Annotated in this window: 9 protein-coding genes; 2 read left to right on the top strand and 7 right to left on the bottom strand. The window is 73.4% G+C overall.

The features are described from left to right. The first annotated feature begins 11 nt into the window (after positions 1-11). The gene (locus ACSNOG_RS17880) at positions 12-1,403 is read left to right on the top strand and encodes a hypothetical protein (RefSeq protein ID WP_436753637.1); all 1,392 of its coding nucleotides are present in this window, start codon (positions 12-14) and stop codon (positions 1,401-1,403) included. Here the strand turns inward: ACSNOG_RS17880 and ACSNOG_RS17885 are convergent. From ACSNOG_RS17885 to ACSNOG_RS17915, 7 genes are all read right to left on the bottom strand, one after another. Further along, positions 1,390-2,181 carry an ABC transporter ATP-binding protein gene (locus ACSNOG_RS17885; protein WP_436753638.1) on the bottom strand — a complete coding sequence of 264 codons (792 nt, stop codon included), beginning with the start codon at positions 2,179-2,181 and terminating at the stop codon, positions 1,390-1,392. The genes ACSNOG_RS17880 and ACSNOG_RS17885 overlap by 14 nt on opposite strands. A gap of 11 nt (positions 2,182-2,192) precedes the next feature. After that, positions 2,193-4,319 (bottom strand): prolyl oligopeptidase family serine peptidase, encoded by a 2,127-nt coding sequence (locus ACSNOG_RS17890; RefSeq protein WP_436753639.1) that lies wholly within the window; start codon positions 4,317-4,319, stop codon positions 2,193-2,195. Continuing rightward, positions 4,312-5,652, bottom strand: coding sequence for an MFS transporter (locus ACSNOG_RS17895; protein WP_436753640.1), 1,341 nt, complete (start codon positions 5,650-5,652; stop codon positions 4,312-4,314). Before ACSNOG_RS17895 ends, ACSNOG_RS17890 begins: the two co-directional genes overlap by 8 nt. Further along, positions 5,649-7,577: an FtsX-like permease family protein gene (locus ACSNOG_RS17900; RefSeq protein ID WP_436753641.1), complete on the bottom strand. Its 1,929-nt coding sequence runs from the start codon at positions 7,575-7,577 to the stop codon at positions 5,649-5,651. The genes ACSNOG_RS17895 and ACSNOG_RS17900 overlap by 4 nt, the downstream gene beginning before the upstream one ends. 155 nt (positions 7,578-7,732) lie before the next feature. Then, entirely contained in the window at positions 7,733-7,822 is a 90-nt protein-coding gene (locus ACSNOG_RS17905; RefSeq protein ID WP_436753642.1) for a class III lanthipeptide, read from the bottom strand. Positions 7,823-7,888: 66 nt separating this feature from the next. After that, positions 7,889-10,477: a class III lanthionine synthetase LanKC gene (lanKC, locus tag ACSNOG_RS17910; RefSeq protein ID WP_436753643.1), complete on the bottom strand. Its 2,589-nt coding sequence runs from the start codon at positions 10,475-10,477 to the stop codon at positions 7,889-7,891. 315 nt (positions 10,478-10,792) lie between these two features. Further along, entirely contained in the window at positions 10,793-11,515 is a 723-nt protein-coding gene (locus ACSNOG_RS17915) for an ArsR/SmtB family transcription factor (RefSeq protein ID WP_436753644.1), read from the bottom strand. A gap of 796 nt (positions 11,516-12,311) precedes the next feature. Between ACSNOG_RS17915 and ACSNOG_RS17920 the strand changes: the two genes are divergently transcribed. Next, positions 12,312-13,412, top strand: a complete 1,101-nt coding sequence (locus ACSNOG_RS17920; protein WP_436753645.1) for a mechanosensitive ion channel family protein — start codon at positions 12,312-12,314, stop codon at positions 13,410-13,412. Positions 13,413-13,591: the final 179 nt, after the last annotated feature.

Genomic DNA, 13,591 nt, shown 5'->3' on the forward strand with positions numbered 1-13,591 from the left:
ACCGGAGCCTTGTGTCCGACATCCCGTACGGCCTCGCCGGCAACCCCGCCGCCCCGGCCGACGTCCTCCTGCGCCTCCTGCGCGCGGAGGACGCCGTCGTGGGGGAGAGGGTGGCGCGCCGCGCCGGCCTTCCCGGCGAAGTGATCGAGGCGATCGTGCACCACCCCGACATCAAGGTGCGGTCCGCGTTCGCCGGAAGCCCGCTCGCCCCGGCCGCGCAGCGGGCGCGCCTGATCGACGACAAACCCAGGGTCCGGCTGGCCCTGGCCGCCGGCCCCCTGGTCTTCCGGACCCGGCCCGAGCCCCTGCCCGACGAGACCTACGAGCGCCTGTTCGGCGACCCGCGCCCGACCATCCGTCAGGAAGCGCTGATGTCGCCGTCCCTTCCCACCCGCCTCCTGGCAGGTCTCGCCGACAGCCCGGACCCGCAGCTGCGTCACGCCGCCTGCCGCGTGTGGCGCGATCTGACGCCCGGCGCCCGGGAAGCCCTGCTCGCCGACGAAGAGCCGTCCGTACGGCGAGCCGCCGCCCTCCGCGCCGCATCCGGCGACGTCCGGCACACCGCAGAACTCGTCGACGAGCTCGAAGGACGGGACCGCTCCCTCCTGCTGGCCCACGGACGGCTCGACCGCCGCCTGGCCGAACGCTTCGCGTACAGCGACGAGCCCTCCGAGCGGATGGCGATCGCCGAGAACCCCTCCCTCCCCGCCGACCTGGTCGCCCACCTCGCCCGGGACCCCCACCGTCCCGTACGCCTCGCCGTCTCCGCCCGCCCGGAGCTCACGGAGGCCCAGCGCGCCGCCGTCGACCACACGATCGAACCGGGTGAACGGCTGGCCCCTCTGACCTGGGTCCGGGAAGCCCGCGAGGACACGGACGTACTGCGCCGCTGCGTCCACTCGGCCCACGTTTGGCTGCGCCGCAGCGCCGCCGTCAGCCCGCACCTGCCGCCCGACCTCGTCGCCCGCCTCGCCGAGGACGACGACTTCGCCGTCCGGCTGCTGCTGTGCGAGAACCACCCGGCACCGCCGCCGGAACTCATGTGGCAGGTCTTCCTGCAGTGGGAGGGCTACAGCCGCTGGCTGCTGCCCGACAAGCCCGGCTTCCCCCGGCACCGCCTGGCCGCCCTCGCACACCACGAGGACCCCGGACTGCGCCGCCACGCGATCCGCGCCCCCGACGCCTCACCCGAACTGCTCGACCGGCTCACCAGGGACATGGCCGCCTACGTACGCCACGAGGCGGCCCGTGACCCGAGGCTGCCCCTGCCCCGCCTCTACGAGCTGCTCGCCGACCCCGACACCGCACAGGACGCAGCACGGAATCCGGCCCTCCCGGCAGCCGACATGCGCCGGCTCCTCGACGAGGCGGGCCTGCCGGCCGCCTCCGTCACGGGTTGTTGAAGCGTTTCATGCGGTCCAGGATCCGGTCCGCGTCCGGGCGGTGGAGTTCGTCGGTGATGCGGCCGTCGGCCAGGAAGACGACGCGGTCGGTGTAGGCGGCGGCCGCGGGGTCGTGGGTGACCATGATGATGGTCTGCCCCATGTGGTGCGTCAGGTGGGCGAGGAGGGAGAGGACTTCGGCACCGGTGGGGGTGTCGAGGTTGCCGGTGGGTTCGTCCGCGAAGATGATGTCGGGGCGCCCGGCGAGGGCCCGGGCGCAGGCGACGCGTTGCTGCTGCCCGCCGGACAGCTCTCCGGGGCGGTGGCCGAGCCGGTCCGTCAGGCCGAGCGTGGTGATGACCTGATCGAGCCACTGACGCTCCGGGCGGCGACCGGCGATGGACAGGGGCAGGGTGATGTTCTCCGCCACGGTCAGGGCCGGCAGCAGGTGGAACGCCTGGAAGATGAACCCGATCCGTTCCCGGCGCAGACGGGTCAGTTGCCGCTCCGGGAGGCGGGCCAGGTCGGTGTCGCCGATGAGGGCCGTTCCGGACGTGGGCGTGTCCAGCCCGGCCAGGCACTGCATGAGCGTGGATTTGCCGGAGCCGGAGGGTCCCATGATGGCGGTGAAGTGACCCTGCTGGAAGGACACGCTCACACGGTCGAGGGCGGCGACGCGGCGCGCTCCGCCGCCGTACACCTTGGTGAGGTCCACTGCGGCTGCGGCCGGCGGGGCTGCCGGCGGGTGCTGTGCGGAGGGCTGGTGTGCCGGGCCGTGGCGCAGGTGTGCCCAGGTCATGCGGTGCTCCTCTAGGACGGTGCGGGTGCGGTCGGCTGCCGGGGCGCCCGGAGCGGGGTGGGCGCGTTCACGTCGTCGGCGGGCGGGGAGGGGATTCGTCTCGTGGGCGGGGCGAGGCCGGCACGCGAGGCGAGGAGGGCCAGGACGCGTGCGCCGAGCGCCGTGGCGGCGGCACCGGTGCGCCCGTTGTGGCCGGTGTCGGACTGGTGGTCCAGGAGGACGGGCTGCCGGCCCGAGGGCGCCTCCTGGAGCGCGGCGCAGAGTTTCCAGGCGTGCCAGGGAGGGACGCGTGCGTCGTTGCCTCCGGTGATCAGGAGCGTGGCCGGGTAGGGCTCGCCCTGCCGCACGTGGTGGTAGGGCGAGTACGCGAGGAGCGCTGCGAGCGCCGCCGGGTCGGCGGGGTCGCCGTATTCGTCCCGCCACAGGCGGCCCAGGCCGCCGCCCGAGGTGTAGCGGGCCATGTCGGTGAGGGGCGCGGCGCAGGCGACGGCGGAGAAGAGGCGAGGGGCGCGGAGCACGGCTGCGGCCAGCACCAGCCCGCCGTTGCTGGCGGCCAGCCCGGCGAGCCGCCCCGGCCGCGCCTCGCCCTGGTAGACGAGGGCGCGGGCAGCCGCGCACAGGTCGTCGACGGTGCGCGACTTGCCCTCTCCCCGCCCCGCCGCCGCCCACTCCGCACCGAATTCGCCGCCGCCGCGGGCGTGGACCCAGGCCACGCGTCCGCCGGCGGTGAGCCAGGCGGCGAGGATGGGGTCCCAGGACGGTTCGAGGGGGACGCCGAAGCCGCCGTAGACGGTGACCAGGACCGGGAGCGGGCCGGTCCCGGCGGAGGGCGGGTCGCAGATGGTGACCGGCAGGGAGGTGCCGTCGTCGCTGACGGCGGTGGAGGTGCGCAGGGAGGAGCGGCCTGCCGGCGGGGTGACGGGCGCCGAGCCCGCGGTGAGGCGGTGACTCCAGCAGCCGTCCCGGGGATCGTCGGCGAGGACCCACAGCGCGTCACCGGGACGGCCGTCGCCACCGTACGAGGCGGGACCCAAGCGCAGCCGGGCGCGCCAGGTCAGGACCGTGGTGCCCCGGCCGGGCGCTTCGGTGACGCCCCGGCCCTCTGCGGGCACGCCGACGGGCCGCAAGTCGACGTACCGGACGGTGCCGTGCTGCCTCAGCACGGCCAGGCAGGGGGACTCGTCCCGCCCCAGGACGCGTAAGGCCTTGATCTCCCCTGGAAGGTGCCCGTCACCGGCGGGGCAGGGGAGGGGGACAGGGGCGGGGGCCGTGCCGTGCCCGGGCGCCGCGTCCGGCAGGCCCAGTGCCGAGAGCTCCCGGCCTGTGGCGAGGTAGAGGCGGTCCGTGCCGAGAGCGAACGCGGTGATACGGAGGTGGTCGAGGGGAAGGCGCTGCCAGCCGGGTGCGCCGCGGCCGTCCCAGCGCGTGCACCACCACCGTGCCCCGGGCTCCTTCGCCGTCCGGGTACGGAGCAGCAGGTGGCCGCCGGGTCCGCTGTGCAGGGTGATCCTCACCGGTCCGGGGACGGGAAGGGGCACGGTCCGGGCCGGATGCCGGGCCGCGTTCCCGGCCGTGTCGGTGCGTAAGGGACGGGCGAGCAAGGTGTGTTCGGTGCGGGTGCCGGCGCTGTACAGCAGGAGGCCGCCGGCCCAGGCCACGGCGGGGTGGGGCGAGGCCTCGGGAAGATACTCCGTCGGTGCGGTGCCGTCGGTGGGGATCAGGTGCAGGCCGCCGTTCTCGTGCCCCTCGTGGTGGAGCTGGACGAGCACGGCGCGGCCACGGGGCTCGGGGTGCCAGCTCGCCGTCCTGGTGGGGGAAGCGTGCTCCTCAGTGTCCAGGAGGGTGCGGCTGCGGCCGTGCGGGTCGGTCGCGGTGAGGAGCTGGCCGCCGGAAGCGCTCAGCACCTGCTGGAACAGCAATTCCCCGGCTTCCACCGGCGGGTTCAGGAGGCGCCCGGCGGTCGCGGTCTCGATCCCGGCCAGTAGCGCCTGCCAGTCGCGGTCGTCCGTGCGCTCCCGGTGGGCTGCGAGCAGGCGCTGCTGTGCGGTCAGCCACGCGCGCGTGCGTGAAGAGTCCTCCTCCAGCCAGCGGTAGGGGTCCTCCGGCAGGACGTCCGGGACGTCCAGGGCGTCAGCCACGGCTCGCCTCCGCGGCCGGAGCATCCCCGGCCCGGGCCTCCTGCGCGTCCGCGCCCCCCTGCACCTCCGCCGATGCCTGCACCCTCGCAGGCGCCTGCGTCTCCGCCGGCGCCTGCGTGCCCAGGGACTGCCGCGCCTCCGCGACCACCGTACGGCGGGCGGTGGTGAACCAGCCCACCACGGCCAGGAGGACGACCAGGACGGCCGCTGCCGTGACCGTGGGACCGAGGCCGAAGGCGTGTGCGCCCGCCCCGGCGAGGGTGGGGCCGAGCGGGGCGACGGCCTGCGAGAGGAAGCCACTGGCGCTGTGGACACGCCCCTGCAGCTGCGGCGGCGTGATGCGCATCTGCATCGAGGAGAGCACCACGGTGATCACCGGGCCGCCGGCGGTGGCGAGCGCCAGCATGAGGGCCGCGCCCCACGTGCTGCGGACCGTGGCGAAGCCGAGCAGGGCGAGGGCGATGACGGCGGTGGCCAGCGCGATGCCCCGGCCGGCCGGGAGTCTGCGCGCCACCGGGGCGGCGACCAGGGACCCGGCCACCGCGCCCGCCCCGAAGCAGGCGGTCTGCACGCCCACCGCCACCGAGCCCGCGCCGGTCCTGTCGCAGGAGGCGATGACGACGATGAGCAGGCCGTTGAAGACGAGGTTGAGGACGGTGGCGTTGAGCGCGCCGTAGCGCAGGAAGGGGGACCGCCACAGGAAGCGCAGGCCTTCGGTGACGGCCCGGAGGGGCGGTTGCTGCTTGCCGGTGGGACCCGCCTTGGCGGGCAGCAGGAAGGCGCAGGAGGCCGCGGTCAGATAGGTCAGGGCGTCGGCGGCGAAGACCCACGCGGCGTTGACCTTCAGCAGCACGCCGGCCACGAGCGGGCCGATGATCAGGGCGAGCGCGGCGCGGCTCTGGATCAGCGCCAGGGCGCGGGGCAGGAGATCCGCGTGGACGAAGGTGCGTACAGCCACGTTCTCGACGGGGGCGAGGGTGCTGCCCACGGCGCCGAGGAGGAAGGCGGCGGCCAGGAGCGCGCCCGCAGGGACGGAGCCCGCCGCGCGGAGCACCGCCAGGGTGCCCAGCACCAGGGCGCCGACGGCGTTGCCCAGGAGGAGGAGCGTCCGGCGCTGGTAGCGGTCGGCCAGCACCCCGGCGGGCAGCCGGGCGGCCACGATCCCCAGGGACAGCGCGGTGCTGGTGAATCCGGCGTGCCGGACGTCTCCGCTGACCTGGAAGGCGGCCATGGGCAGGGCGATGACCGAGGCCGCCGTGCCCACGGCGGAGGCGGCCTCCCCGCTGAACAGCAGCCAGAACCGGCTGCCCAGTTTCTGCTTCTGCTGCTTCACACCGCTCTCCTTGCGAACTGCTGCCGGACGGTGGACATCGGATGGGCGGTCATCACCGCGGGCAGGGCGACGGCCAGGAAGGCGGCCGCCAGGACCGCGGCGGTCCACGGCACGTCCAGGGCGGGCAGCGCCCCGGTGCCCAGGGTGGCGGCGAAGGGGACCAGGCAGGCGAGGGCGGTGGCGGCCGCCAGCGCCGCTCCGACGGCGGCCGCGCCGCACGCTTCGTAGAGCACGCAGCGCAGCAACTGGCCCCTGCTCAGCCCGAGGGCGCGCAGGTGCGCGCGCTGGGCGCGGCGGTCGCGCTGGGCCAGGGAGGCGGTGTTGGCCGCGGCCAGCAGCGCGTAGCCGCTGACGACGGAGACGATCAGGCGGGTGGCGAGGTCGTCGGCGGGGTTACGGGGCCGCAGGTCGTCGAGGTACTGCGCGCGGGAGGCGACCGTCCGGCCCGGTTCCTTCGGCCAGGAGGCGTACGCGCCGCTGAGCAGGATGCGGTCGGCGTACGGGTCCCGGGTGTGCTCAAGGGCCGTGGTGCGGGCGATGACGAACGCCGGGAAGGCGAGGTCGCGTTCGTAGACGGCGACGAGGGTCAGCTCGGGGCGGGATCCGTCCGCGAGCGCGAGCCGGACCTTCTGGCCGGTCTTCCAGTGGTGGGCCTCTGCCTGGCCGGCGCCGGCGGCGAAGGTGCCCTCCCGCAGGTCCGACAGCCGGCCTTCGCGCTCCTTGAGGTCCAGGGACTTCGCGAGCGGAGGGCCGTCGGCTCCCCAGGCGTCCACGGGGGAGGGCTGGTCGTCCAAGGACGTGGCGGGAGCGGTGATCCGTGTGGCCACCAGCACCGTGGCGGTGACGCCGGAGGGCGCTCCCGTCCCGCCGGGGGCCGCGGCGGGCGGGGCCGGGAGCCGGTGCCCGGGGCGGGCGGTGACGACAGCGTCGGCGCGCAGCCCGTCGGCGGTCTGGCGCGCGACGGCCTCTCCCATGGTGGCGCCGGTGCCCAGCAGGCAGACGGCGATCCCCACGGCGAGCAGGACGGGCACCGCCATGGCCGTCGTCCGTGCGGGGGCCGCCCGCAGCCCGGCGGCGGCGATGCGTCCCACTCGCCGGTCCGCGATGCGCAGGATGGCACACACCGGCCGGGTCAGCAGGGGCACGATCCACGGCGCGAGGGCCGCGAGCGTGGGAATGAGCACCAGGGCCAGGCCGGGGGCGACGGCAGCCCGCACCGTCGACGGCAGCGGGGTGAAGGCCATGACGTACAGCAGGGGAACGCACAGCGCCACGGCCATGCCCAGGCCGGTCAGCAGTCTCGCCCGGCTGCGGCGGGACGCCAGGGACCCTTCCGTGTCCTTCATGAGCGCACCGGGGCTGACACGCCCGGCGGCGAGCACTCCGGCCATGGCCGCCAGGACGGCGACCGCTGCGGTGGAGACGCATACGCCCAACGCAGTGCCCCACACCTGCCCCGAGGAGGGGAGCGAGGCCGCTTCGGGGAAGAGGCCGCGGTCCACCAGCAGGCGCCGGCCGGCCTGCGCCAGGGGCAGCATGCCCGCCGTACCCACGGCAGCGGCAACGACCGCCAGCCGCGCCACGTCACCGGCGACCATGCGACGTAACCGCCCTGCCGTCACCCCCAGGGCCCGCAGGACGGCGAACTGCCCGAGCCGTTGCCCCGTCCACAGCGACACGGTGGAACCGATCACCAGCACGGCGCACATCAGCAGCATGGACAGCAGCAAGGAGAGCAGGTTGCGGGCGTCCTGGGCCTGGGCCGCCGCCACGGAGCGGGCGGGGAAGTCCCCGCGGCCCGCACCGATCAGGAGCAGCGTGCAGGCGCCCACGCCGGCCGCCGTCACGGCACAGGCCACCGCGGCTCCGGCCAGGCGGCCGGGGTAGGCGCGCGCTTCGGCGAGGAAGAGGCGGCGCATCGGCATCGGTCCGGCGAGGGGGCGAGAGGGGCGGGGCGCCACGGACACTGTCTTCTGCCCTCCACAGTGCGTAAGCTGGAAGCAGCGCGGGGAGGCCACCCACATTGTGGCCTCCCCGCGCTTGTTTCACGGGCGGTGGTTCAGCCGTTCCTGACTGAGCGTCAGTGGCACACGACGACGCTGACGGAGCTGAAGGGCGCGTCGAGGACGGTCTCCTCGTCGAGCTCCTGCAGGGCCAGGATGTTCTGCATGTCTTTCCACCTCCTCTCTCGGGCTTGTCGGTCCGGGTGGTCCGGAGCGTCGCTCCCGGCAGGCGGTCACCCGCAGGTCGGATGAGCGCCGGGGAGCAGACGGCTGCCGGGGTTCTTGGCGGCCACGAGCGCGATCAGCGCGCCCGCGGAGCCGGTCGCCAGGTCCGTCGAGAGGCGGACCAGCTGGTCGCCGTGCAGGACGTGCGCATCCTCGTACGGCGCCAAGTGCAGGGGAAGGGCGCGCAGATGACTGTCCAGCTCCTCCTGCCACCGCCCTGTGCGAGCCAGGGCGTGGGAGAGCAGGTACGCCAGTCCGGAGCGGCCGTTGAACAACCCGCCCTGCAGGACGACGTCCACCGCACCGGCCCGGGCGGCACCGGTCACGATGCCGTCGGCACCGACCGCGTCCGCCTGGGGCGGAGGAAGCGCGAGGGCGGCCATCGCGACGCCGGCGGAGCCTTCCGCCAGGTAGGGAAGCAGCCGGCTCGAACTGTGCATCTGCAGCATGCCGTCCACGTCACGGGAGTGCACCAGGTCGCACCGCACGGCGCGTTCGGCCGCAGAGGCCCACTGGAGGTCTCCGGTCACTTCGGCGCAGCGGGCGAACAGCACCGCCGGACCCGACCAGCCGTACATCAGCCCCGGCCGGTCCAGCAGCCCTTTGGAGCCCACTTGTTCCCGTACCCGCAGGGCGAGTGCGAGCGCTTCGTCCTTCAGGCCGACGTCCAGGAGGAGGTGGGCGATTCCGGACAGTCCGCTGAACAGGCCGGGCGAGGCGGGCAGGGGGCCGGCCAGGAGACGGTCGACCAGGTTCGCACCCTGCGGGTGCCCCAGCCGGTGCAGGGTCCATGCGGCGCCCGCCAGCCCGTCGTAGAGACCGGGCGGTGCGTCCGAGGGAGCGTGGCGTGCGGCATCGGCCAGCCAGCCGACGTCCTCCTCGGAGACGGTGCTTCCGGCGGCGTGCTGTGCCCACAGCACGCCCGGAGTGCCGTACGCGAGCCCCAGGGAGGCGCCCGGACGGTGCCCGGCCACGTCGCAGGGGTAGCGCCGGTCCTTACGGCCGGTGTAAGCCGCACGGGAGATGCCGCGCAGCAGTGCTTCCGCGGACGGCGCGGTCAGGGGCGGTGGGGCGGCGGCGAGCGTGCCGTCGGGTGCGCCGGGCGACGCTCCTGGCGACGTTCCTAAGGCTGTGCGTGAGGACGTCCCTGAGAGCGTTTCGGAGGGTGGCAAGTGGGGGCGCAGCGCGGGTGACAGCGCCAGGCGTTCGGTCATCTGCCGCGTGAACTCCGGCGGCAGGGAAGGGAAGGAGGCCCGGGCCAGCTCGATCAGCGATGCCACGGCGCGGGGGTTGCGCAACGTCAGCACGGTGAGGGGAACGAGGGCGGCGAGCTGGCAGCAGCCCAGGGCGAAAAGGTCGGCCTCGCGCGGGTCGGTGAGGGCGGGATCGGCGAAGCCGGGCGCCCCCAGGGCAGCACTGCGGACCGAGGCGAGCGGGGTGGCGAGCTCGAAGTCCACGAGCGCCACGGTGCCGTCGGGCCGGATCAGGATGTTGCGGTGGTGGAGGTCACCGAAGGCCACTCCCGCCCCGTGCAGCGCCTCCACGCACGCGGCGACCTGTTCCATCCGCTCGACGACGGAGGCGGCGAAGCGCGTACGGGCCTCAGCGGTGGGACGGTGGCGCGTGAGCGGGTGCTCGCGCCCCAGCCAGGCGCTGACCGTCTCCCCCTCGACGTACTCCATGGCGAGGTAGTGGTGTTCCCAGGCGGAGAAGGAGCCGTACCGTCGAGGGACGAACGGCAGGTGCGCGAGACCCTCCAGGACCGCGTCCTCGGTGCGCAGCCTCTCGACCGCGTCCAGGCCGTTGGCGTCCAGGCCCGCGTGCGGCCGGGCCTCCTTGAGGACGACCTGCCGTCCTTCGCCGTCCGCCGTGAGGTAGACGCCCCCGCCGTTGGAGAAGTGGAGCGCCTTGCGGACCTCGTAGCCGCCGAGGGAGGCCGACGCGCCGTCGGCCGCCGGCTGCTCCGCGAGGAAGTCCGGGACGCCGGCCCACGGGGGGAGGGAGAAGACCGGGCGCCGCTGGTCGGGCACGAGCCGTCCCTGGGGGGTGCGGAGCGCGGGGACCCGCGAGCCGTCGGCCAGTTCGCACCACATCAGCGTGAAGGCGCCGTAGCGGACCGACACCGGGCCGTCGTTCCAGCGCCGGTCGGACAGCACGTAGGGGCCGGGCCGACCGTGCATCACCGTCTCCAGCTCCTCCAGAGCCGTGCGCAGATCGTCCGTGGTCCGGGGATAGACGGTCACGGTCTTGCCACTCGCGGCCCGGTGGGCGTATTTGGTGTTCATCGCGGCGACGATCTGCCGGCTGCGCAGGAACTTCCACGGCAGCTCCAGCCGCCGGCAGACGCTCCACGCCGCCTCGATCGTCTCCTCCGCGGCGCCGGGCGTCGCGCTCACATGGATCTTCCAGCCCTGCTCCGGCAGCTGTCCGGAGCCACCGGGCGTCAGGAATTCCCATACGCCCTGGTGCTGCCTCCGCCAGCCCTCCGGGAGTTCACGCACGGAGAGGGAGAAGAGGGAATCCGAGTCCTGGCAGCGATCCAGCGGCTCGTACCACGTGGAATCGGCGATGGTGTACGCCTCGTACCTCGGATCCATGGTGCCCTCCCGCCGTTCTGTAGGAGTTGCGGTCTGCCGGTCTGCCGGTCTGCCGGTCTGCCGGTCTGCCGGTCTGCCGGTTTACAGGTTTACCGGTTTCCGGTTGTCGGTTGCCGGAGTTCAGCGACCGGGGAGTGGAACGCTTTTCCGTTCCGGTACGAGAAGCATCCACCCGCTCGTCACCGGCCGGCAATCGGCGTAAGTTCACGCTTAACCGGAGATGTACCGTCCGGTAATTCGTGGCTCGTCTACCCGGGCAGGGGCACTATCGTCAAGCGATTGCCCTTTAATTCCGGAGAGTTCCAGGTAACCGCATCAGAGCGCCACCGCAGCGGCCGCGGGCGCCCGTCTCTCCCGGCCTTGACGCACCGCCGCCGCGGGCACGGCCGGGCCCGCGGGGTGCCGCTCCGCGGCCTCGCCCTGCAGCAGGAGACGGCCGAGCCGCGTGACGGTGTGGATGGCATGGCTGCGGTTGCGGCGCGTGGAGACCAGGCCCGCGGCCCGCAGGACCGCCATGTGCTGGCTCACCGCGGCCGCGGACACGCCCAGCCGGTCGGCCAGCTCGGCGTTGGTGCAGCCTTCGTGCAGCGCGCGCAGGGCAGCCGCTCTGGTCCGCCCCACGAGGGCGGCGAGGCTGTCCGCTCCGCAGTGCGCACTGGCTGCTGCCCGTCCGCCGCCCAGCAGCCGGGTGAGCTCCTCCGGCCCCGGACGGTCGGGGAACACCAGGACGGGGGCGCGGTGCACGCCCTGCCGGGCGGGCGGGAGCAGATGTCCCGCGCGCTGCAGGAACAAGGAAGGGGCCAGCACCAGGCCGCTGCCGTCGAGTTCCGTCTCCCCGGAACGCACGCCCGCGATCTCCAGGGCGGGGGCGTTCCAGCGGATTCCCGGGCCCAGCGAGTCCAGCAGCACTTCCACGCCGTCACGGCACATGATGTCCCGCAGGGTGTCCCGGACGTCGCCCAGATAGGCGCGGATCCGCCCCCAGTGAGGTGCGACGGCCAGTTGCTGGAAATCCTGCACCGCGGAATGCACGGACACCGGCGGAACCCCGGCGCGGGCCGGGGGCACCACGGAGTGGCGTCCCCCGCCGGTACACAATTCCAGCAGTCTTCCCGGGCCGCCGGGAACCCGGATCAGCGTCGCGACGCGCTCCATTCTCGGATCGGCCCGCCGACCGCCCCCGCACACCCCCTGCCGCCATGCGCGGAATCCCTCTCCGCGGCCTTCCCGGAGTGCCTCCAAGGCGAATAACGCCTCCATGGAGAGGAGATCCGATTCACTGATCCGCACGCGTGCCAGGTCGTCGGCCGACAAAATGATGCGATGCATGAGAACGGCCCCCGCAGCGATCGGCTCCGCCCTGGTGCGCGGCGGCGCCTCGTGCTGCCGGCGGACGGAGCGTTGGCCAATGCTGATGTGCATGGTTCCCGGCTCCCGGCCCGCGCGGGGGATGGATAATCGAGTCCGTCACATAGCCGCAGCCCGGCCGGCCGTGCCATCAGGCCCGGGTCACGTCGCCCTCACCGCGCGGCGGTTGCCCGGCGCCGACGCCCCGCTCGGCCCCCCGGATCCGACCGGTGAGTGGTGCCTTCCACCCTGCAGGCCGACTCCCTGACGGATCGTCCGGAAGAAGCACCCCGGGCGTGCAGGGGTGAAACGGGCGTGGTGCAGGATGACTTCTCGCGCCGGATCACAGCCGTGACCCGGCGCGGGCACGATCCGTCGGGACAGACAGGTACAAGGTGACGAATCATTACTCCGGTCATGACTCCGGGTTTCCGGCGGTGGCGTACGACGCCGCTGCCCCCTTCTCCGCGGGGCGAGGAGGGCACCGGTGAACCGGGATCTGACGCTGCATGACATCATCGTCGCCGGCATCGCCGTGGCGGCGGGCCTGGCCGTCGCCCTCGTGCTGCGGGTGATCCTTCGCTGGCTCGGCGTGCGCGCCCTCAGGACGCGCTGGCAGGGCGACGACATCATCGTCGACATACTGCGCACGCTCGCCCCCTGGTCCGCTGTGGCGGCGGGCGTGGCGGCCGCCGCCGGAGCCCTCCCGCTGACCCGGCAGGTCGGGCACATCATCGACGAAGTGCTGACGGCCGGCGTCGTCCTCATCGCGACGTTCACCGCCGCCCGGGTCATCAGCGGACTGGTGCGCACCATGGCGCAGTCCCGTTCGGGCGTGGCCGGATCGGCCACGATATTCGTGAACATCACGCGCATCGCGGTCCTGGCGATGGGTTTCCTCGTGATGCTGGAAACCCTCGGCATATCCATCGCCCCCCTGCTCACCGCCCTCGGCGTGGGCGGCCTGGCGATCGCCCTGGCCCTGAAGGACACGCTGGCCAACCTCTTCGCGGGCGTGCACATTCTTGTCTCGAAGACGGTCCAGCCCGGCGACTACATACGCCTCAGCAGTGGCGAAGAGGGCTACGTCCGCGACATCAACTGGCGCATCACGGTCGTGGAGCAGCTCAACAACAACCTGGTCATCATCCCGAACGCCAAGCTCGCCGGCACGAACATGACCAACTTCAGCCGGCCCGAGCAGATGCTGTCCGTCACCGTGCAGGTGGGCGTCGCCTACGACAGCGACCTGGAGCGCGTCGAACAGGTCACCGTCGAGGTCGCCGAGAGCGTGATGAAAAACGTCGACGGCGCCGTACCCGACCACGAGCCGGCCGTCCGGTTCCACACCTTCGGAGACTCCCGGATCGGCTTTACGGTGATCCTCGGGGTCGGCGAATTCAGCGACAAATACCGGATCAAGCACGAGTTCATCAAACGCCTGCACGAACGCTATCGCGCCGAGGGCATCCGCATCCCCGCCCCGGCCCGCACCGTCACCCTGCACCAGACCACGGACACGCCCGCGGACGCGCCCGTGGAAACCCCGATCCCGCACCCCCGAGCGGCCCTCGACCAGGCTTCCTGAGACGGAGCCGTGCCGGCGCCCGGGCAGGGCCTTGGGTCGTGCCCGGGCGGTCCCCGAAATCCGCTGACGCGGTGCGTGTGAGTGTTTGCTGTGGGTTGTTCAGGGGGCTGTCGGGTGTGAGGGCGCCCATGAGAGCTGGCTCACTTACGAATTCCGTTAGTGGAATGCGGGGGCGGAAT

Source organism: Streptomyces sp. URMC 124 (assembly GCF_051386455.1).
GTDB lineage: Bacteria > Actinomycetota > Actinomycetes > Streptomycetales > Streptomycetaceae > Streptomyces.

Excerpts from the sequence above, each read along its gene's own strand:
- ACSNOG_RS17885 (WP_436753638.1), bottom strand. The coding sequence starts at position 2,181 with ATGACCTGGGCACACCTGCGCCACGGCCCGGCACACCAGCCCTCCGCA.
- ACSNOG_RS17900 (WP_436753641.1), bottom strand. The coding sequence starts at position 7,577 with ATGCCGATGCGCCGCCTCTTCCTCGCCGAAGCGCGCGCCTACCCCGGC.
- ACSNOG_RS17905 (WP_436753642.1), bottom strand. The coding sequence starts at position 7,822 with ATGCAGAACATCCTGGCCCTGCAGGAGCTCGACGAGGAGACCGTCCTC.
- lanKC (WP_436753643.1), bottom strand. The coding sequence starts at position 10,477 with ATGGATCCGAGGTACGAGGCGTACACCATCGCCGATTCCACGTGGTAC.